The organism is Agarivorans sp. QJM3NY_25, assembly GCF_050870875.2.
In the GTDB taxonomy this organism is placed as follows: Bacteria; Pseudomonadota; Gammaproteobacteria; order Enterobacterales; family Celerinatantimonadaceae; genus Agarivorans.
The window spans coordinates 699,233-719,012 of sequence record NZ_CP194041.2; the positions used below are offsets into that span (position 1 = coordinate 699,233).

The 19,780-nt window shown below is 43.7% G+C and carries 18 protein-coding genes; 10 read left to right on the forward strand and 8 right to left on the reverse strand.

Annotated features, from left to right (window positions below; genetic code table 11):
* Positions 1-83: 83 nt before the first annotated feature.
* From ACRRSW_RS03180 to kduD, 6 genes are all read right to left on the reverse strand, one after another.
* Positions 84-707 (reverse strand): bifunctional 4-hydroxy-2-oxoglutarate aldolase/2-dehydro-3-deoxy-phosphogluconate aldolase, encoded by a 624-nt coding sequence (locus ACRRSW_RS03180; protein WP_432454658.1) that lies wholly within the window; start codon positions 705-707, stop codon positions 84-86.
* Between the two features lie 11 nt (positions 708-718).
* Positions 719-1,648: a sugar kinase gene (locus tag ACRRSW_RS03185; RefSeq protein ID WP_432454657.1), complete on the reverse strand. Its 930-nt coding sequence runs from the start codon at positions 1,646-1,648 to the stop codon at positions 719-721.
* A gap of 174 nt (positions 1,649-1,822) precedes the next feature.
* On the reverse strand, positions 1,823-2,464 hold the full coding sequence (locus ACRRSW_RS03190) for an RpiB/LacA/LacB family sugar-phosphate isomerase (protein ID WP_432454656.1): 642 nt from the start codon (positions 2,462-2,464) through the stop codon (positions 1,823-1,825).
* Between the two features lie 42 nt (positions 2,465-2,506).
* Positions 2,507-2,827, reverse strand: coding sequence for a cupin domain-containing protein (locus tag ACRRSW_RS03195; protein WP_432454655.1), 321 nt, complete (start codon positions 2,825-2,827; stop codon positions 2,507-2,509).
* A gap of 15 nt (positions 2,828-2,842) precedes the next feature.
* Complete coding sequence (locus tag ACRRSW_RS03200; protein WP_432460868.1) at positions 2,843-3,361, reverse strand: YgjV family protein; 519 nt, start codon at positions 3,359-3,361, stop codon at positions 2,843-2,845.
* 30 nt (positions 3,362-3,391) lie between these two features.
* The gene (gene kduD, locus ACRRSW_RS03205) at positions 3,392-4,153 is read right to left on the reverse strand and encodes a 2-dehydro-3-deoxy-D-gluconate 5-dehydrogenase KduD (RefSeq protein WP_432454653.1); all 762 of its coding nucleotides are present in this window, start codon (positions 4,151-4,153) and stop codon (positions 3,392-3,394) included.
* A gap of 256 nt (positions 4,154-4,409) precedes the next feature.
* On the opposite strand from kduD, the gene kdgR reads away from it, so the two are divergent.
* The 3 genes from kdgR (at position 4,410) to ACRRSW_RS03220 (ending at position 7,852) form a co-directional block, all read left to right on the forward strand.
* Complete coding sequence (kdgR, locus tag ACRRSW_RS03210; protein WP_432454652.1) at positions 4,410-5,192, forward strand: DNA-binding transcriptional regulator KdgR; 783 nt, start codon at positions 4,410-4,412, stop codon at positions 5,190-5,192.
* 76 nt (positions 5,193-5,268) lie between these two features.
* On the forward strand, positions 5,269-7,131 hold the full coding sequence (locus ACRRSW_RS03215; RefSeq protein ID WP_432454651.1) for a DUF294 nucleotidyltransferase-like domain-containing protein: 1,863 nt from the start codon (positions 5,269-5,271) through the stop codon (positions 7,129-7,131).
* A 10-nt stretch (positions 7,132-7,141) separates the two neighbouring features.
* Entirely contained in the window at positions 7,142-7,852 is a 711-nt protein-coding gene (locus tag ACRRSW_RS03220) for an exonuclease domain-containing protein (protein ID WP_432460869.1), read from the forward strand.
* A 90-nt stretch (positions 7,853-7,942) separates the two neighbouring features.
* Here ACRRSW_RS03220 and ACRRSW_RS03225 read toward each other — a convergent pair whose 3' ends face one another.
* Positions 7,943-8,701 (reverse strand): S1 family peptidase, encoded by a 759-nt coding sequence (locus tag ACRRSW_RS03225; protein WP_432454649.1) that lies wholly within the window; start codon positions 8,699-8,701, stop codon positions 7,943-7,945.
* A gap of 119 nt (positions 8,702-8,820) precedes the next feature.
* Here ACRRSW_RS03225 and ACRRSW_RS03230 point away from each other — a divergent pair, with 119 nt between their 5' ends.
* From ACRRSW_RS03230 to ACRRSW_RS03240, 3 genes are all read left to right on the forward strand, one after another.
* Positions 8,821-9,681 (forward strand): ThiF family adenylyltransferase, encoded by an 861-nt coding sequence (locus ACRRSW_RS03230; RefSeq protein WP_432454648.1) that lies wholly within the window; start codon positions 8,821-8,823, stop codon positions 9,679-9,681.
* Between the two features lie 195 nt (positions 9,682-9,876).
* Positions 9,877-10,785, forward strand: a complete 909-nt coding sequence (locus ACRRSW_RS03235) for a THxN family PEP-CTERM protein (RefSeq protein ID WP_432460870.1) — start codon at positions 9,877-9,879, stop codon at positions 10,783-10,785.
* Between the two features lie 167 nt (positions 10,786-10,952).
* Positions 10,953-11,915 (forward strand): PEP-CTERM/exosortase system-associated acyltransferase, encoded by a 963-nt coding sequence (locus tag ACRRSW_RS03240; RefSeq protein ID WP_432460871.1) that lies wholly within the window; start codon positions 10,953-10,955, stop codon positions 11,913-11,915.
* 30 nt (positions 11,916-11,945) lie between these two features.
* Here ACRRSW_RS03240 and prsT read toward each other — a convergent pair whose 3' ends face one another.
* Positions 11,946-14,705 (reverse strand): XrtA/PEP-CTERM system TPR-repeat protein PrsT, encoded by a 2,760-nt coding sequence (prsT, locus tag ACRRSW_RS03245; protein ID WP_432454645.1) that lies wholly within the window; start codon positions 14,703-14,705, stop codon positions 11,946-11,948.
* 174 nt (positions 14,706-14,879) lie between these two features.
* On the opposite strand from prsT, the gene tviB reads away from it, so the two are divergent.
* From tviB to ACRRSW_RS03265, 4 genes are all read left to right on the forward strand, one after another.
* Positions 14,880-16,148 carry a Vi polysaccharide biosynthesis UDP-N-acetylglucosamine C-6 dehydrogenase TviB gene (tviB, locus tag ACRRSW_RS03250; RefSeq protein ID WP_432454644.1) on the forward strand — a complete coding sequence of 423 codons (1,269 nt, stop codon included), beginning with the start codon at positions 14,880-14,882 and terminating at the stop codon, positions 16,146-16,148.
* Positions 16,149-16,160: 12 nt separating this feature from the next.
* On the forward strand, positions 16,161-17,195 hold the full coding sequence (locus tag ACRRSW_RS03255; protein WP_432456105.1) for an NAD-dependent epimerase/dehydratase family protein: 1,035 nt from the start codon (positions 16,161-16,163) through the stop codon (positions 17,193-17,195).
* A gap of 158 nt (positions 17,196-17,353) precedes the next feature.
* The gene (locus ACRRSW_RS03260) at positions 17,354-18,412 is read left to right on the forward strand and encodes a GNAT family N-acetyltransferase (protein ID WP_432460872.1); all 1,059 of its coding nucleotides are present in this window, start codon (positions 17,354-17,356) and stop codon (positions 18,410-18,412) included.
* A complete protein-coding gene (locus tag ACRRSW_RS03265) occupies positions 18,364-19,773 on the forward strand; it encodes an O-antigen ligase family protein (RefSeq protein WP_432454642.1) in 1,410 nt (469 codons plus the stop codon). The genes ACRRSW_RS03260 and ACRRSW_RS03265 overlap by 49 nt, the downstream gene beginning before the upstream one ends.
* Positions 19,774-19,780: the final 7 nt, after the last annotated feature.

The window sequence follows — 19,780 nt, forward strand, 5'->3', positions numbered from 1 at the left end:
GGCAAAAAAAAGACGCCTAAATGAGGAGTAAAGGCGCCAAGAGACTATGATAGTCAAAGTTAAGTATTGGAATTATGAAGGAATTAGTCGATGATCCCGGCCACTTCGCTGACCAGTTTAGCAAGTTCATCCCATTGCTCATTGTCGATCAAATCGTTTGGAACCATCCAAGTACCACCACAGCAAAATACGCTTGATAGTGCCAAGTAATCGTTCACGTTTTTGGGATTTACACCACCAGTAGGCATAAATTTAACGGGGTAAACTGCTGCTAATGATTTTAACATTGCGACGCCGCCAGATGCTTCCGCTGGGAAGAACTTAAGCGTTTCAAGACCCATTTCCATCGCCTGTTCAACCAGACTTGGATTATTCACACCAGGAACAATAGTTACATTGCGTTGCTGGCAGTATTTAACTGTGCTTGGGTTGAAACCAGGGCTGACTACAAAATCTGCACCTGCATCCATCGCTTGGTCAACTTGTGCAGGTGTTAGTACGGTACCGGCACAAATTAGCATTTCAGGGTAAGCTTCACGCATTGCTTTGATTGCGTCTGCTGCTTGCGCAGTACGGAAAGTTACTTCGGCGCAAGGTAGGCCGTTTTCAATCAGTACTTCTGCTAATTTTACTGCTTTAGAAGCATCGTTAATTGCGATAACGGGTACAACTTTGATCTCGCTAAGGCGTTGATTGATGGTTGTCATGCTTGTCTCCATTAAATAGTTGGCATTACGTCGCGAGATATTACCGCGCCGCGATGTTGAATTACATTTCCTGCTAGCACATGGCCTGCCTGAGCCGATTGTTGCATATCGCCACCAGTGAGTCGTTTTGCTAAATAGCCAGCACTGAATGAATCGCCAGCGGCCGTGGTATCTACGACTTTATCGATTTTATTCGCGGCGACCTCAGTTAAGCCATCTTTATCTACGACATAACAGGCTTCTGCGCCACGTTTCACAACAATCTCGGTTACGCCCAATTGTTGGCTGCGTTCAATGGCTTGTTGTTCATTGGCATCACCCCATAATAGTACTTCATCATCGAAGGTGAGGAAGGCAATATCGGTAATTGCTAGTATGCGCTTATAGAAAACCTGCGCTTCGGCGGCTTCTTTCCATAGTGCTGGGCGATAATTGTTATCAAAGACAATTTTTACCCCTTCGTTACGGCACATCGTGAGCACTTCAATTAAGGCTTCACGGCTTTCATCAGATAGGATCGCTAAGCTAATACCGCTTAAATAGATCATCTGGTGCTGGCATAAGTCTTTTGCGAGTGCACTTAATTGCTGATCTTTGATCCAATATTTTGCTGCTGAATCATTCCGCCAATAGAAAAAACTACGCTCGCCGTCATCGGCGGTCTCAATTGCGTAAATGCCAGGCAGCTTTTCTTTAGAAAGATAGACCATCTCGGTATTAATGCCTTCTTCTTTCCAAGCCGCGAGCATTTCAGAACTAAAAGGATCAAGCCCTAGTCCGGTCACGTAAGAAGTCGTAATACCGTGTGGTTTGGTTAAACGAGATAAGTAAACAGCGGTATTTAAAGTATCACCGCCAAAGCCTTGTTCTAGAGAACCGGCAACTTTTCTTAGCTCGACCATGCATTCACCGATAATGGCTACACGGGAAATTTGGGTCATTAGAATGCTCCTGATCATTTATTGCCGCGATTATACACAATTCCGGGTGGCTATAAATAAAAATTAAAACGATGTTTCATTAATTTGTGATGAAGGTCTAAGTTGTATCATAAAAAAATGGCTAACCTCATCGAGGCTAGCCATTTTTAATGTTCACGTTAAATCTTAGGTTGTTTAGCCTAAAATTGATTTTACATAGGCTTCGATTTCTGGCACTTGGCAGTTGTCGAAGAAACATTGTTGGAAGCGCTCACCAGAAACTGCAGTTTTCACTAATTCTGAGTCAATCGCTTTCAATGTATCTAGGTAGTTTTCTTTAACGACAGCAGATTTAACCTCGTTAAGGATCCCAGCATTGCGTTGTTGTGGTTCTGCACGCTCTAGTGGGTAACCTTGACCACGCTCACCAGTGGTGAAGGCTTTTTCGAAGATATAGCGAACGTTTAGCTCAGCACCCCAGCCAAAACCTTTCGCAAACGCTAGTGCTAAAGCATTACCGTTGTTGATTTGGTTGAATAGGAAAGCATCAGAAGGATCTAAACAGTAACCACATACCACACCTGGGTGGATGTTGAGTGACATCATCGCACCTTGGCCAGTACCACAACCAGTAACGACAAAGTCAACTGCTTTAGAGTTGATAAGGATACTCGCCATAATGCCGAGGTGGATGTATGTGAGGTGATGGTCGTTTTCATCGCTCATACCCACGTTGTAAACAGGGTAGTCTAGTCCACCAACAACTGTTTGTAGTTGGTCTAGTACTGTTGCGTTTTTGCCAGCTTGGCTATTTTCCATCATTAATGCAATTTTCATTAAATTCTCCTGCAGTATTTGCTGCGATAAATTAAAGTGTGATTAAACGAAGTCTTTACGCATAGGGGTGAAGTTGTCGATCAACACACCCGCTTCTAGGCAGACACAGCCGTGTTCAATATTTGGCTGTTTATACATGGTGTCACCGGCTTTGACGACTTTTACTTCATCACCAATGGTGAATTCGAATGCGCCCGACATGACGTAAGTTAATTGCTCATGCGGATGGCTATGCATTGGGCCAATGGCTCCTTTTTCGAAGTGCACTTCAACCGTCATGATGTTATCGCTATAAGCAAGAACTTTACGAGAAACGCCTGCTCCGAGGTCTTCTAAAGTGATTTGGTCGTTAAATACAAACATAGTTCACCTAATGTGTTAGTGATTAAGGGTCAGCGCTTGGCGACGTTCACGGGTTAAACGGTAGATGGTGATCAAGTTCATATGGATCACGGTAATTTCTAGGAGTGTTCCACCAATGGAGCCCACCGTTATGTTGTTGATTAACCAACAACTAGCCCCTGCGAGGAAGCCGAGTCGCATCGGAATACCTTTCAGTACAAATACCGAGTAGGTTCCGATAATCGTGCCTAGTATCGGCCAGAGATCCCAGAGGGTATCAGACATGTAAATGCCACTGGCCAAACTAATGCTGATAAATACCACCGCAACCTTTTTCGATGAAACATAAATCGCGGTTGCGGTTCGTAGCGCAGAAAGTAAAGCGCTGAGCGCAGAAACGACTGAGCCCAGCAATAAATAGTGTACGAGATGGTTGAGATTGAAGATTAACATCACAATCTTCAGGGTTTTATCATTTTTCTGATAAAAGGTTGATATCCCTAAAGCAAAGCTCACAAAACCTAATGCTTGCGCAAAAGATAAATCAACCACCATTATTTTAATTACTCTCTTTTTTTGTCGCGTTTAGCGTGATAACCAGCCGCCGTCGACAGCAATGGTATAACCGTTGATGTAGTCAGACGCTTTAGACGCAAGGAATACACAAGGTCCTGCTAAATCTTCTGGTGTGCCCCAGCGAGCAGCTGGAATACGGCCAACAATTTCGGCATTACGGGCTTCATCGGCACGTAAGGCAGTGGTGTTGTTTGTCGCCATGTAGCCAGGGGCAATCGCATTTACGTTCACGCCGTGAGCAGCCCATTCGTTGGCCATAAGACGAGTTACACCCATCACGCCGCTTTTAGATGCGGTGTAAGAAGGCACGCGAATACCACCTTGGAAAGATAGCATTGAGGCGATGTTGATAATTTTGCCGCCTTCACCTTGTGCGATAAATTGCTTGGCAACTGCTTGAGACATGAAGAATACAGACTTGATGTTGATGTTCATCACGTCGTCCCAGTCTTGCTCTGAGAAATCAATCGCATCGTTGCGGCGAATAATACCGGCATTGTTTACCAGAATGTCGATACGGCCAAATTCTTTCACGGCAGTTTCGACAATTGATGGAATGTCATCTAACTTCATCAAGTTGGCGCGAATGTCGATAAATTTACGGCCAGTTTCCGCCATTTTTTCGATGGTTTCGGTGGGTTCAACAATGTTTACACCAACGATATCACAACCCGCATTAGCTAAACCTAATGCCATGCCTTGGCCAAGACCAGTATCACAGCCAGTTACAATGGCCACTTTGCCTTGTAAGTTGAATGAATCAAGAATCATGTTATTTCCTCTAAACTACCTAATTTAGTGATAGCTTCAATTGAAGTGTCACTATTAATGCGCTCAATATACCAACAAATAGAACCGCTTTCCATTTATTTTTGAAATTACGTTTTAAAAAAATTGGTAAGAAGGCATAAGTAATCGTTGAATTATATGCGCGGTTTCAAAATTCTGAAAACCGTTTTCAAAATTAGTGGTCGTTCGCAAAGCTTTGGTTATAATGTCAACAAACATAGTTAAGTAAGGGAAAGTAATGGAAAAGGCAACTCAGCCTGAGGCGGTATCGTCGGTATTAAAGGTGTTTAACATCCTGCAAGCCTTGGGCGAGCAAAAAGAGATTGGGGTCTCTGAGCTATCACAACGTCTCATGATGTCTAAGGCAACTACCTATCGTTTTTTACAAACGATGAAGACCTTAGGCTACGTCTCTCAAGAGGGGGAAGCTGATAAATATTCTTTAACCCTTAAGTTATTCGAGTTAGGCGCTCGGTCATTAGAATATGTTGAGCTGATTGAATTAGCCGATAAACAAATGCGGCATATCTCCGAGCATACTAATGAAGCTTTGCACTTAGGTGCCTTAGACGAAAGCTCCATCATTTATATTCACAAGATTGATTCGGGTTACAATCTACGTATGCAGTCGCGTATTGGTCGCCGTAATCCTTTATACAGTACTGCCATTGGTAAAGTATTGTTGGCCGGGCGTGAAGAGAGCTTTGTCCGTGAAGTTCTTACTGGTGTGGAGTTTATTAAACATACTGATAAGACTTTAGAAAATACAGAACAGCTACTGGCGGAACTGCAAGTGGTTAGACAGCAGCACTATGCGGAAGATAACGAAGAGCAAGAACCTGGACTCCGTTGTATTGCAGCCCCTATATTCGATCGTTTTGGTAACGTGATTGCAGGTATTTCTATCTCTTTCCCGACCATCCGTTTCGATGAAAAGCGCATGTCTTATTATGTCGGCTTATTACATAAGGCCGGCAAGAATATTTCTGAGCAACTGGGTTATCAGCATTATCCAAGCTAAAATCCGCAGCCTACGGGCTGTTTTTTTTGTGCCAACTTAGTATGTAAAACGCTGTTTCATTTTTAATGGGTTTAAAATGGGTACCTCCCTTACTATCAATGTTTTTGATTTTCTCGTGAAGCTCGATCCTTTTGATCGCCTACCAACGGCTCTGGTGGATAGCTTAGCTAATTCAGTGAAGGTGAGTTACTTAACTCAAGGTGAAGAGATACAGTTTAGCGCTCAATGTGAACAACGTTACTTATATATTATTCGCACCGGGGCGATCGAGCAACGTCTGAAAGACGGCGAATTACGTGCTCGTTTGGGCAAAGAAGATCAGTTTGGTTTTACTTTCTTAGGCCCTTTAGATAAAGCAGAAGATGGTTATCGTGCGGTTGCCATTGAGGATTCCTTACTTTACTTAATTCCTCATCAGCAGCTACAGCGGATCTGTCAAGAATATCCAGAGTGCGAGAATTATTTTGCCACGCAAGCTTTAGTTCGTTTGAGTTCGGCGGTGGATTATTCCCGTAAAGAGGATAATGGTCTGTTCTTCCGTTCGGTGGGAGAAGTTGCGAGTAAAAACATTGCGATTGTCGACGCCGATACCCCGATCCAAGAAGTCGCTCGTGTCATGTGCGGTGAGCAGCGTAGCTCTTGCGCAGTGGTCAAGCAGGGCGACGACATTGTGGGTTTGGTGACGGATCGCGATATGACCCGTAGTGTGGTTGCTACGGGGATTGACCGCAGCTTACCTATCCAGCAAGTGATGACGCCACAGCCGACGCTGATCCAGAGTGATGATAAGGTGATCCAAGCCATTTCTTTGATGTTGCAGTATCACATTCGTTGCTTGCCTGTATTAAAAGGTCAAAAGGTGGTGGGTTTACTTACCACCTCTCACTTGGTACATAATCACCGTACTCAAGCGTTATTTTTAATTGAAAAAATAAAATATGCCAGTTCGGTGGGTTCGTTGGCCACCTTAAAAGACGAGCGCTTGTCGATTTTTGAGTCTTTGGTTGACAGTGGGGTTAGCGCCGAAATTCAAGGGCGCGTGATGTCGATGATTATGGATGCTTTTACGCGTCGTTTAATTCAACTCTGTGAGGAACTACTTGGTCCTCCGCCAGTGGCATACGCATGGGTGGTGGCAGGCTCGCATGCCAGAAATGAAGTCCATATGTTATCCGATCAAGATAGCGCCATTGTCCTGGCCGATGAGATTAGTGCCGCTGATAGAGTTTACTTTCAGCATCTTGCGATGAAGGTATGCAATGGTTTAGCTGCCTGTGGTTATCCATTGTGTGATGGTAAGTATATGGCGGCTACCGCTCAATGGTGCCAGCCCTTAAGCCGATGGAAAGCCTATTATCAAAAGTGGGTGGCTAGCCCAGAATACAACAAATTATTGAGTATTAGCGTCTTTTTAGAAGTTCGTGCGATCTATGGCGAGCATGAATTGGTTGATAAAATGCAGCAGTATTTACATCAGTGTATTCAGCAGAGCCGTAATTTTATTCCTGCCTTAGTCAAAGACGCAGTTGATACCCAACCTCCGTTAGGGATTTTCAATAATTTGGTCCTGGAAAAGGGCGGAGAGCATAGTAATACTTTAAATATTAAGAAATTTGCCTTGAACCTGATTATCGATTTAGCCCGTATATTCAGTCTCGCTGCGGGAGGATCGCTGACCGGAACCGAGGAACGTTTTCGCTATGCTGCGGAACAAGGCACGCTTTCTCAGGATAGTTGTGACAACATTATTGGCGCTTATCATTTTATTTCGCAAGTTCGTTTTATTCACCAGATGCACGCGATAAAGGCAGGTAAAGAGCCGAATAATCATATTGCGCCTGCTTTATTTAGCAGTTTCGAACGAAAACATCTTAAAGAGGCCTTTAAAATCATCAGTGAGCTACAAAGTGTAGCCAAATTGCGGTTTATTAAGGCGTGAGCGAAAAACCATGTTTAAGACGCTGAAAAGAACCTTTGCTAAAAAACTGTCCCCAGAAGCGCAACGTTTAGCGATGCTTGCAGATCCCACGTGGTCACTTGGGATCCGCCAATATTTATCGACGCCTTTGCCCGCGCTTACGGCTGCATTTAACTCACTTCAGTTTTTGGCTTTAGATTTTGAAACCACAGGGGTTGATCCTCAAGAAGACCGAATTTTGAGTATCGGTCTGGTGCCGATGAGTCTTGCTCAGATAGAAATCGCTGAAGCGCAAGAGGTGTTCATTGCGCACGGGCAATACATAAAAGCGGATAGTGCAAGAGTAAACCAGATTACTCCGCAAATGCTTGATGGGGGGCTACCTTTAGAAGAAGGTATTAGTCTGTTATTTCAAGCTTTATCAGGTAAGGTGTTATTGGTGCATGGCGCTTGCATTGAACGAAATTTTATAGATGCTTACTTTAAACAATACCTTGGCATTGAACACTGTCCTTTGTATATCATTGATACTTTAGCGATTGAAAAGAAACTCAGTTATTCGGGGAGAACTGGTGCACATAAGAGTTTTCAGCTGAATGATTTGCGTCGTCACTACGGTTTACCTGACTACGCTTCTCACTCCGCCGCCAGTGATGCCTTCGCTTGTGCTGAATTATTCATGGTTCAGTGTAAGAAGTTGAATATAGCAGCTACGACTTCCCTGCGAGATTTACATCTCTAACTTGAGCATGGCGCTTCTGGCCATGGTTGAACAGGCCATCACTGATTCTGATCAGGCTCTTTAAAGGCCCGCTGGCTATAGCATGTTGCTTTACTGTGGTTTGACGGTTGCTAATAGTTGCTTCAAGTATTTCACGGGTATCGCGTAACTGATTGCACTGGGGTTACTTAATACCGCTTCTTTAGTTGTTTTGACAAATACTTTGTTGATGATGCCTATGACTTCGCCCGTATCTGGGTGGTATAGCGGACTTCCGCTATTCCCTGGATAGGCAGTAGCGTCGAGCTGATAGACATTATAGGGCGCTTTCAATCTTTTGAGTTGAGCAGGGTTTAATTCTCGAGCTGAACGCGCAGGTATCACGACCGGAGTAATACTGGAAATGATACCGCGGTGAGTGACAGGATAAAGTCCAAGTACTGCCCCGATAGGAAAACCGGTAAAGGCATATCGCTCGCCTTCCCTTACCGTTTGGTTTGACACGCGCATTGGCCTTAAGGGTTCTCCTTCAATTTTCAGGAGTGCGAGGTCGTGCTGTTGATTACTTGCCAGCAAGGTTGCGTACCTTAGTTGGGGAGACCGACCTTGGCCAACAAATACCACTAAGCGTTCTTTTTGTTGTTGATTTAAGGTTTTGGGAATGACATGGGCATTGGTCGCGATGACATTGCCGCTAACGGCAAATCCGGTACCACGTAAGGTGGCTCTTGGTGAGTTTAATTTGTTGAACGTTCCCACGCCGACCACCGAGGGCTTGATCTGCTCAATGGTATCGGCAAGTTGGCTTGATGCGGTGCTACTGTATAGCGCCAAGATGATAAGACTTACGATGACTGGAATGAGCCGCATATAGAGTTATTCCTTGAAATGCTGCCTCATATTAATTTTTACTCTAGGCTAGGGCAAGCTAGTATGAAAAGAACATCAAATAAAGTGTTGTGATAAAAACGTTATAACAGGGATGAATAATGATGAGTTTCAATTACGAAGATGCATTTTCGCGCAACATAGGGTGGCTTACCGACGATGAACAGCAACTATTACGCGGGAAGCGGGTGGCCATCGCTGGGGCCGGTGGGGTGGGTAGCGAACATATTGTTACCTTGGCGCGTTTAGGTGTCGGTAAATTTAATATTTCAGATTTTGATGAATATGAAGTGCATAACTTTAACCGCCAAGCGGGCGCATTCATGTCTACCGTTGGGCAAGATAAAGTCAAGGTGATGGAAAGTGTTTGCCTAGATATTAATCCCGAAGCCGAGATCTGTAGTTTTCCTGAGGGTGTATTTGAGCATAATGTTGACCAGTTTTTAGAGGGGGTGGATGTTTATGTTGATAGCCTCGATTTTTTTGCCCTATCGGCACGTAAGTTAGTTTTTCAGAAGTGCCTAGAGAAAAACATCCCTTTGGTGACCGCTGCCCCCCTCGGTATGGGCTGTGCATTTTTGTGTTTCATGCCTGGTGGTATGAATTACGAAGAGTATTTCCGTTTTGAAGATTGCCAAGATGAAAATGAGCAATATATTAAGTTTTTAATTGGTTTGTCTCCCGCAATGTTGCAGCGCCCTTATTTAGTCGATCCAAGTAAGGCCGATTTTCACGCGAAGAAAGGACCGTCGACGCCGATGGCAGTGAAGTTGTGTGCAGGCGTGGCGGCGACTTATGTATTAAAAATCCTTTTAAAACGAGGTGATTTAGTCACCGCTCCCCATGGTTTACATTTTGATGCTTACCGGAATCGTTTTAAAAAAACCTGGCGGCCAATGGGCAATCGGAACCCTTTGCAACGGTTGGTGTTTAAGATTGCGAAAAAAGTGGTTTTAAATTGAGGGCTTAGCAACTATTCGCTGAAATATAGCGGGAGTCGTTGCTTGATTAGAGGTGTCAGTAAATTTTACATATTGCTCATGAAAACGGATGTCATTTTATTTAAATTATTGTTTTCTAATCGTTTTTTAAGTTGGCATTTGAGTTGCATTGATATACTTGTATTTAACTCTGCGATGACCAAATGGACGGGCAATATGAATAAATTAAAATTGACTGGTATGGCATTAGCTTTAGGTGTTTCAAGCCTTTCGGCAAATGCTGTTTTAATCACGGATTGGGATTACTTAAACGACGCGGGTTTCGGCACTGATTATGTCTCAGAAGCTGGCGACGCAACAGGGATTAACGCTTCAGGTGCTACCTTAGATGACTTTGATACACTCTTTGGTGGTGAGCTTCCTAAAACATTGGCTTGGGGTCAACCTTATAAAGAGGTTAACCCTAACGAATTGCAAAGCTCTTTAATCGTTGACGATGCTAAAACTGGCTCGGTAACCACCAGTGTAGTGAATGGTGTTGGTGCTCTAGCTTTCTCTGAAGGTACTGGTTTAACCCATGAAAACTGGGGTGTAACGGGTGATACTTTGGTATCGGCGACCTTATTCGATGGTTTGTTTTTAGGCCCAACATCTCCAGTGGTGTTGCCTCCAACGGCTGGACCAACGCTACAATTTGAAATTCAATTTGAAGAAACCTACAACCACCCTACTGGCGGCGTATGTGAATATGGCGACACTTTAGATGGTGCAGTTGGTATCAATGAGGCTGGTTGTGCCGATTTATTTACCATTGTATTAGACGACAGTGTTTCTTTCACTCAGGAAGGTGATGCGATTTTCTTAAGCAATAGCTTCACCATCCCTGTAGACGGCTTAGACGATTATGAATACACCTTAACAACTCGTTTGTTAGGTCTAACATTCGTTGAGAATGTCGATTGTCCAGAAGGTAAAACCTGTATTGGTTTCTTAACTGAAGAAGATGATACCAATACTCTTGAAGCTGCATTTGCTATCTCAGCCAGAGAAGTGACAGAACCTGGTACCTTAGCTATATTTGGTTTAGGTTTATTAGGTTTGGCTGGTTTGCGCCGCCGTGCTTAAGGCTTAATAAAAACGTCGCTAAGAGTTAGCGTCATTAGTTGATATTAAAAGCGCAGCCCAGTACTGCGCTTTTTTGTTTTTGAGTCCTTGTCATTGATATTATTTAGCTGCTTTTAACTCTGGCGAGTGAGTGGGTTGCTTTAGATCGAAAGCTTTGAGAGTGCCTTATGATTCGTAATAAATACATAAAAAATTTGGCAAGCTATCCGGTGATTGGGCCGATGGTGAGAAGTGGTATTTCACTGCTAGTGAAACGAGAAGCAAAGTTAATTGCTCAACATTTTGCCGAGTATCTGCGTCCTGTGGTTGCTTATCGTCCCGATATTGTGCATGAAGCGTTTAGGATCCGTCATGATGTTTATTGTGAAGAACTAAACTTTGAGCCAATTCGAGACGATGGGATGGAGCAAGATGAGTTTGATGAATATTCTCGGTTCTGTTTGATCCAACATAAACCCAGTGCGGATTTTGCAGGTTGTGTGCGGATTGTATCCCCAAGTCATAAAGATGAATTACTTCCTATCGAGAAATACTGCGCGCAGGCAATTGAAGGCGCGAAATTCCATCCGGATCAATTTGAACGCTCTGAAATATGTGAGATCTCTCGTTTAGCGGTACGACCTCAGTTTCGTCGTCGTAAAGCGGATAATTTTGAAGGCGCGGCAGCGGGTGCCATTAATGAACAAACCTACTCAGAAGAAGAGCTACGCTGTTTTCCATTTTTGGCGATAGGTTTATATTTGTCGATAGCTTCGCTTGCAGTACGCTCCGGCACACATCATGCGTTTGTCATGATGGAACCTCGTTTAGCACGCAGTATGAGCTTTTTAGGGATCAAGTTTGAGCAGCTGGGGGCCGCTATCGACTACCATGGTTTGCGAGCGCCTTACTATATTAGTGCGTCGATGCTGATGCGAAGCTTGCCGGTTGGTTTTCAAAAACTGATGATGAATATTGACAAAGAAGTAGCCAAGGGTTGTCTGGCCGCCAGAAAAAATGATGATGATGATGAATACATTAAAAAAATGTATTCATCAAACTTCAAAGCAAAACCAAAATCAGACAATAGCCTAATGATGAGAAAAGGTTTTGTTTATTCTCCTGCGAAGGGCTTGTACCTACCGCAATAACTGCAAGCTTTCTCACCATTGGTCAGATGGTTATTTTAGCTGAGCTTCTAGCTCAGCTTTTTTATTCAGCAAGGCCGGATCGAGATCGATTAAACTATTCAACAAGGTTCTCGCCTGACTATGTTTGTTACTCGCAATCAGCGCTTCAACATAATGAACGCCAATTTCGTTATTGGCTTGCTGTTGATAGCTTTCTGCCAGAATTTCGGTGGCTTTTTCTGCTTGACCCGCTTTAAGCAACATATAGCCATAAGTGTCTTTAATCTGGGCGAGTTCAGGTTTGAGTTGATAGACTTGTTTGGCGTATTTTAAAGCTTGTTGGTTGTCTTGTTGCGCATGATATACCCACGCGAGGTTATTCAAGGCAATGATGTTTTCAGGCTCCTTACTGATGATCTTCTGGTAACTTTGCAAAGCTTGCTGAGGGTTTAAACTCATTTGTAATTCTGCTAATTGCAGCTGTAATGGTTGTGCGGCTTCACCATGCTCAGACAGTGTTTTTTCTACAAATGCAACAGCACGCTCGGGTTGATTGGCGTCTTTGTAAGTTTGAATTAAACGATTTGCGGTTTGCATGCTGGGGTGCTTGCTATATAAGTCTTCAAAAGTCTTAATCGCTAAAGGCAAGTTTTCTTGGGTAAGATAAATATAACCTTGTTGTTGAATCGCGGCTAAGGTTTTCAACTGGTTTGGGGCGAGGCTATTTAAGGCCTCTTGGCTTGCCGCAGCATTGCCTGTTTTAAGCAACAATACCGAATTTAAAAAAATCATTTTTTGATTATTTTTAAATACTTTGACTGCTCTGTTGCTCAACGCCACAGCTTCATTTAGCTTATTATTAGCCTCTAATACATTAATGTTCTTAATATAAGCCGCTAACGATAATGGAGAGTTATCTAACCAGCGTCGATAAGTGCTAATTGCATTGTCGTTCTGCTTATCTTGTAAATATAGGTCGCCAATTAACTGCCAGATTTGGTCGCTACGTAGCAAAGGCTCGACCTGTTCAAGGCTTGTAATCGCTTGCTTAAAGTCTTTTTTGAAGACGAAGTAGCGGCCTAATTGTTCTTGCAATAGATTAGAGTTGGGTTGTTCCAGTAGTTGCTGATCGAGTAAGGCTTTAACCTCTGCCATTCTATCTAGTTGGCTGGCATGCCCCATTAAAAATTGAAACACTCGCAAGTTTTCTGGATTTTCGGTCTTGAGTTGGTAAATAATTTGGTAAGCTTTTTCGGCCTTGCCGATTTGTACATAAGCAGAAGAACTAAATAGTGTAGCTGGTACATCTTTCGGATTATCTTTAAGAACTGATTGGTATGCATCCAGTGCTTCTTGATAACGACCGAGTTGCTCTAATAATGCGCCTTTATACAATTTTACCGCTTGGTCTTTAGGGTGTTCACCTAGCCATTGCTCAAGTGCTGCAAAGACCTCGTCGGTTTTTTTCTGCTTGTAATGAAAGGCTTGGATCCCCAGGAAAGCTTGGGTTTGCGCTGGATTTTCTGCGAGAACTTGATTTAGGGTCTCTAAACCTTTGGGGTCATTCTGTTTTAGTTGTAACAAGCCCAATTTAGCCTTGGCCGATAAGTTACCAGATGCGGCAGCCTTTTCGGCAATTTGTAGTGCCTCTTCAGTTCTCCCCAGCTGGTTGAGCTGGATGCTGACGGTACTCAAAAAATTGCTATCTTGAGCGTCGGTAAGCGAACTCTGGTTAAGCTGCTCTAGTGCAGAGTCTAATTGACCAATACGAAACTGGGTGGTCACATACAGGCGTTGAGCAAGGGCGTTGCCCGGGTCTTTGGTAATCACTTTCTCAAGTTGAGTGAGTGCTTGCTCATACTTGTTTAGTTTGTAAGCGGATATGCCTGCAATTAGTTGGGTTGAAGTATTGTTTGAACCATTTTGTAAGGCTTTAGTGGCCAGTGTAAATGCGCTATCAAAATCTTCTTTTTGAAACTGAATATAAGCTTTTAATTGGTTACTCAGTATATGGTTCGGCGCCATTTTTAAGATCCTATTGAGATAGGGTTCGGCCTCCGAATACTGTTTGTTTTTCACTAATGCTTGCGCCAAATATAGGGTGAATTGAATCGCATCTGGGGCCAATTCAACGGCATGACGATAGGCCGCCACTGCCGTTTCTATATCGTTGGAGAGCGTTGCTAAGTGGCCTTTCAGCAGCCAAACATCGGTGTTATTTGGCGCCTCTTGTGCCAGCTGATCGATGGTACTATTGGCTTGGTCATATTGCTTATCAGCTGCAGAAATACTGGCGCTTGCCATTCGTGAGTAGGTATTCTCAACGCCCAGCTCTTGTGCCTGATTCAGAGTGAGACGAGCCTTATCGATTTGACCTTCTCTAAATAGCGAGAGGGCATAAATGGCCAGCAGTTCGGTTTCTACATCTGCTTCAAGGGGGCGATTATCAGGGATCAGTTTAGAAATTTTGTCGGCTTGATTTTGATTTAAATAGCTTCTTGCGAGTAGCGGTAAGACTTGCGCTTTGTCTGCGTTAAGCGCTAAGGCTTTGAGCAATTCTTTTTGTGCGGCTGGATAGCTGCCTCGATTCAAATAAATTCGTCCTAAAGAAAGTCGGGCTTGTCCGAGTTCACCATCCTTCTTTATCGCATTTTTCAGTTCGATAATCGCGGCACTATTATCCCCTTCGGCCAGATAATTAGTCGCCTTCGTTAGATGCTCTTGGGCTGAATCGCCACCACAAGCGACTAAGCTTAAACTTAGTGCACCTAATACTAGTAATTTTTTCATTCCAAACTGATGATTACTCATATCTTTCCCTGTTTGTTGGATTGATAAATTTGATAAAGAGCATACAACGGAATTAGCTCGATGTCCTACTTTGAGCAGCCTTTTGTTGAGAACTCAAGTTATACTCTTACTTTCTTCTTCAATATGCGGTTTAATTAGCCCAGATTATATAATTTTTATCACATAGGTGTGTACATGGACGTGAGTATTGCTGTAATTGGTTTAGGTTATGTTGGTTTACCTTTAGCCATTGAATTTGCCAAGAAACGCAAAGTGATTGGCTTTGATATTAACCAGGTGCGCGTCGCTGAATTACAGCGGGGGATTGATCTGACTCAGGAAGTGAGTGACGATGAGTTAAGTGATGTTGCCAATAACATGAGTTATAGCAGCCAGATCGAGGAATTGGCTAACTGTAACGTCTTTATTGTTACAGTTCCGACACCAATTACAGAACACAAACAACCTGATTTGACTCCATTGATTAAAGCCAGTGAAACGGTTGCAAAAGTGCTCAAACCTAAGGATATCGTGGTCTATGAATCGACGGTGTACCCTGGTGCAACCGAAGAGCAGTGTGTGCCCGTATTAGAGCAACATTCAGGCTTGGTATTTAACCAAGACTTTTTTGTTGGCTATAGCCCAGAGCGAATCAATCCCGGCGATAAAACTCACCGAGTTTCTACGATTAAAAAGATTACCTCTGGCTCCACACCTGAAATTGCAACTGTGGTCGACGATCTTTACAGTGAAATTGTGGTTGTTGGGACCCATAAGGCTTCTAGCATTAAAGTCGCCGAAGCAGCCAAGGTGATTGAAAATACTCAACGTGACGTGAATATTGCATTAATCAATGAATTAGCTTTGATTTTTAATCGCCTTGATATTGATACCGAAGCAGTATTGGAAGCCGCGGGCACCAAATGGAACTTTCTTCCTTTCAGACCGGGCTTAGTTGGCGGACATTGTATTGGTGTTGACCCTTACTATTTAACCCATAAAGCTGAGTCAATCGGTTATCGTCCAGAAGTTATCTTAGCGGGTCGTCGGATAAACGATAATATGGGGCGTTATGTGGTGGGTCAGTGCGTGAAAGCAATGGTGAAACGCAACATTTCGGTAAACCAAGGTCGTGTATTGATTTTAGGTTTGACCTTTAAGGAAAACTGCCCTGATATCCGAAACACCAAAGTGATTGATATCGTGCATGAGTTTTCTGAATATGGGGTGCAGGTTGATGTTTTTGACCCTTGGGCTGATAAACAAGAATGTCATGCAGAATACGGCATTGATTTGGTTGAACAGCCAGCGGCTGATAGTTATGAGGCTATTATTCTGGCGGTCGCTCATCAGCAGTTTAAAGAGATGTCGGTGCAGGATATTCGAGCTTATGGTAAAGCTAAACATGTACTATATGATTTGAAGTATTTACTTCCAGTGAAAGACAGCGACCTACGTTTGTAATAGGAGTTCATGGTGAATCGTTTTGAACAGGTATGCGCAACATTAAAGGCCGAACCCAAAGTATGGGCTATTTCTGGTGTCGCTGGTTTTATTGGCTCAAATCTCTTAGAGGCCTTACTGAAGCTAAATCAGCGGGTGATTGGTTTAGATAATTTTGCCACTGGCTATCAACACAATTTGGATGAAGTCCAAGGTTTAGTGAGTGAGCAGCAGTGGCAGCGTTTCCAATTTATAGAAGGTGATATTCGAGAACTAGAACACTGCAAGCAGTTTGTTGCAGGTGCCGATTATGTCTTACACCAAGCGGCTTTGGGCTCGGTGCCTCGCTCGATCAACGATCCAATTACCACCAATGGCGTAAACATTTCAGGCTTTTTGAATATGCTGGTGGCTGCTAAAGAACAACAGGTCACAGCTTTTGTTTATGCAGCATCTAGCTCTACCTATGGCGATCATCCTGACTTACCTAAGGTTGAAGAGGTCATTGGGAATCCTTTGTCACCCTATGCGGTGACCAAGTATGTGAATGAATTGTATAGTTCGGTATTTGAGCGGACTTATGCCTTTCCATCTATTGGTTTGCGCTACTTTAATGTGTTTGGCCCACGACAAGATCCAAATGGTGCTTATGCAGCGGTCATTCCCAAATGGACTGCGGCGTTAATTGATGAGCAACAAGTCTTTATTAATGGCGATGGCCAAACCAGTCGCGATTTTTGTTTTATCGACAACGTGGTGCAGATGAATATTTTGGCGGCAACTGCGGGCTTAAGTCAAAGTGAAGTCTTTAATGTGGCACTGAATGATCAAACCAGCCTTACCGAGTTATTTGAGTTGCTACAACAAAATTTAGCAATTCATGGTGTGGTTCGACAATCGGTCCCTGAGTATCGTGATTTTAGGGCGGGTGATGTGCGACATTCTCGAGCTGATATTGGTAAGGCGCAGAAATTGTTAGGTTATGCGCCTGCATTTAATATCGGCCAAGGTTTGGCCAGAGCCATGCCTTGGTATATCGCGCATGCTGATTCTGAGCATCAAACTTAAATTAAGCTGGTTACGCTAGTCGAGCTTATAGTTTCGCTGATGAGTGATGTTACAGGGAACGAAACAATGGGCTGTGGGCTATGTCACACCGTAGGCAAGGATGCTGGGGGCGTTTATATCTATGCTGTTGTCCCTTGCTTTGTGGAAGAGTTTAGCGCATGAGTCAAACAGCGGTAGATTGGCGTGTAATTACTCAACTGGATGAGTTGATGCGCCTCGAGCCTCAATGGGAGCAACTTGCGGATACTTGTCAAGCTTCGTTGTTCAGTCAGTTCAAGTGGATTAAACACTGGTTAAAGGTTTACTGGCAGGAGGATTGGCAGCTGCTCGTCTATGCTGGTTTCGCTGAGGGTCAGTTGGTAGCCGTTGCTCCCTTTTATCGGCAAATCTTGAAAGCAGGCTTTGGTCTTAAAAAATTGTCGCTGTTGGCACAAGGTGAAGAAGAAGAGGCTGAGTTAGCCTCGGAATATATTGATGTTTTAGTGATGCCGAATTACCAACAGCAAGCATTGCCGGTGTTATCTTTGTATTTACAAGATCTCGATTTTGATTTATTGCTGTGTCGGGCGATTCATGTCTCAAGTCATTTGTATCAGTTGTTGGCTGGAGTAAAACACTGTCAGTGTTATCCTGCGAAATCCTATGCGGTGAATTGCGAACAATGGTCAATTGCTAAGCTATCGCGTAATGGGCGTTCTAAGTGGCGTAGAGCCAGCAAAACACTAGCGCACTCGTCAGCAGTGTTTAAATGGCTAAACTTGTCGGAGATGGAGCATTATTGGCCAGATTTGGTTGCCATGCACCAGGGGCGTTGGCAAAACCAAGGACAATTGGGGGCGTTCTCTGCGGCTCGTTTTATTCAGTTTCATGGTGATTTTCGACGCGAATACGCCAATCATGTTGCAATGAGTGGCCTGTTTGTTGGCCAAAAAGCGATTGCCTTAAACTACTTCTTGCTGGATAAACAACATCTACATTTTTATCAATCTGGCTGGGATGACGCTCAATTTGCCCATTGCTCTCCAGGTTTCGCCTTACACGTTTGGAGCCTGTTGCATAGCAAAACGACGATTTATGATTTTATGATGGCAGGAAAGTTGGGCGGCTATAAAACGCAATTTGCTGCTGAAGAAACAGAAATGGCTAATCTCTGTCTCGCGAAACGTCCATGGAGGGTAAAGTTATTCAAGTTAATCAACAAAGTCATTCCAACATGAATGCGGGTAAGGGGATGCGGAGACAATTTCCGGTTAAAGAGCAAACGGCTCCTTTAGGCTTTTTTTTCTTATATCTGTACACCATTGCGGTATTGATCCGTCCTCATGAGTTTTCTTATGAAACCGCGAATTATATTGTCATTAAGGTGTTTGCGATTTCGTCTTTAGTATTGACATTATTGACGCTCCGCCCGATGAAGCTCTACCCGCAGCATTATATGTTGTTAGCTTTAGTGCCGTTGATTATGGGGTCCGCCTTTTTAAATGGCTGGGGGACTGGCGGGATCTTTCAGGCGCAGCGTTTATTTGTGAGTTCCATCGTGCCATTCTTTTTGTACAGCGTATTAATCACCTCACCTAGTCGGCAGCGTTGGTTGATGGTGGTTTGCATTATTGCTGCCCTTGGCATGGTATATAACGGGCATGTACAGCAAAGTACGTTTAATGGCCGTTTTGGCTCTGGGATCGGTGGCAGTATTACGGTAGGTCGAGAGGAGATGCGGATTAGTTATCTGGGCTTCTTCAGTGATCCAAATGACTTAGGTATGTTTTTAGTGATGAATATTCCTTTTGTGGGGTATTTTTATGGTCGTGGCGGTAAATTAGTTAAATTATTAATGTTAGCTGCGCTTGTGGCCCTAGGCTACGGCGTCTATATGACTGGCTCGCGAGGCACCTTGTTGGGTTCTATCGCAGTGATAGCGATTTATTTTTTAATCAGTAATGCGGGCGCTCGCCTGGTGTTATTTATCGTGTTTAGCGCCCCCATTGCCGCAACATTGTTGGCTTCGTTTGGGGGCTTATCGGCTTCCGAGTCATCCGCTCATGGGCGACTTGATGCATGGTACGATGGTATTCAAATGTTGATCTCTAGTCCGGTATTTGGTGTTGGCATGGGCAATTTTGTGGACGTCCATGGCATTGTTGCACATAACTCTTATGTTCATGTCGCCGCTGAACTCGGGGTGCCGGGTTACAGTTTTTGGGGCGGCACTTTGATCCTAAATATGCTGATTGGATATATGTTTTTAAAGCGTTCTGACGCAGAGCTTGAGAATGATGACCAGTTGAGCGCCGAGCTTGAAAAAGAGAAACTGGAACAATACGCAGAAGAAGCCAGTCTCAATAAGACCTTATTTTATTCTATGGTCGGCTTTATGGTGACTGCATTTTTCCTTAGTCGACAATTTACATTGTTGTTGTTTATCTTTATGGGAATGCAAACCGCGAGTCACCTTCGTTTGATGAAAATCCGCCCGGTATTGGCAGAACTGCTATCCGCACAAATGGTATGGCGTTGTATGTTTTATGCCTGGGCGATTATTATCGCAGTTTATATCACCTTGAAAGTGAGTTTATGAGAACCGC

What these genes read in the sequence shown, in the direction of transcription:
- ACRRSW_RS03180 (WP_432454658.1), bottom strand. Translation starts at nt 707, where the DNA reads ATGACAACCATCAATCAACGCCTTAGCGAGATCAAAGTTGTACCCGTT.
- ACRRSW_RS03185 (WP_432454657.1), bottom strand. Translation starts at nt 1,648, where the DNA reads ATGACCCAAATTTCCCGTGTAGCCATTATCGGTGAATGCATGGTCGAG.
- ACRRSW_RS03190 (WP_432454656.1), bottom strand. Translation starts at nt 2,464, where the DNA reads ATGAAAATTGCATTAATGATGGAAAATAGCCAAGCTGGCAAAAACGCA.
- ACRRSW_RS03195 (WP_432454655.1), bottom strand. Translation starts at nt 2,827, where the DNA reads ATGTTTGTATTTAACGACCAAATCACTTTAGAAGACCTCGGAGCAGGC.
- ACRRSW_RS03200 (WP_432460868.1), bottom strand. Translation starts at nt 3,361, where the DNA reads ATGGTGGTTGATTTATCTTTTGCGCAAGCATTAGGTTTTGTGAGCTTT.
- kduD (WP_432454653.1), bottom strand. Translation starts at nt 4,153, where the DNA reads ATGATTCTTGATTCATTCAACTTACAAGGCAAAGTGGCCATTGTAACT.
- kdgR (WP_432454652.1), top strand. Translation starts at nt 4,410, where the DNA reads ATGGAAAAGGCAACTCAGCCTGAGGCGGTATCGTCGGTATTAAAGGTG.
- ACRRSW_RS03215 (WP_432454651.1), top strand. Translation starts at nt 5,269, where the DNA reads ATGGGTACCTCCCTTACTATCAATGTTTTTGATTTTCTCGTGAAGCTC.
- ACRRSW_RS03220 (WP_432460869.1), top strand. Translation starts at nt 7,142, where the DNA reads ATGTTTAAGACGCTGAAAAGAACCTTTGCTAAAAAACTGTCCCCAGAA.
- ACRRSW_RS03225 (WP_432454649.1), bottom strand. Translation starts at nt 8,701, where the DNA reads ATGCGGCTCATTCCAGTCATCGTAAGTCTTATCATCTTGGCGCTATAC.
- ACRRSW_RS03230 (WP_432454648.1), top strand. Translation starts at nt 8,821, where the DNA reads ATGATGAGTTTCAATTACGAAGATGCATTTTCGCGCAACATAGGGTGG.
- ACRRSW_RS03235 (WP_432460870.1), top strand. Translation starts at nt 9,877, where the DNA reads ATGAATAAATTAAAATTGACTGGTATGGCATTAGCTTTAGGTGTTTCA.
- ACRRSW_RS03240 (WP_432460871.1), top strand. Translation starts at nt 10,953, where the DNA reads ATGATTCGTAATAAATACATAAAAAATTTGGCAAGCTATCCGGTGATT.
- prsT (WP_432454645.1), bottom strand. Translation starts at nt 14,705, where the DNA reads ATGAGTAATCATCAGTTTGGAATGAAAAAATTACTAGTATTAGGTGCA.
- tviB (WP_432454644.1), top strand. Translation starts at nt 14,880, where the DNA reads ATGGACGTGAGTATTGCTGTAATTGGTTTAGGTTATGTTGGTTTACCT.
- ACRRSW_RS03260 (WP_432460872.1), top strand. Translation starts at nt 17,354, where the DNA reads ATGAGTCAAACAGCGGTAGATTGGCGTGTAATTACTCAACTGGATGAG.
- ACRRSW_RS03265 (WP_432454642.1), top strand. Translation starts at nt 18,364, where the DNA reads ATGGAGGGTAAAGTTATTCAAGTTAATCAACAAAGTCATTCCAACATG.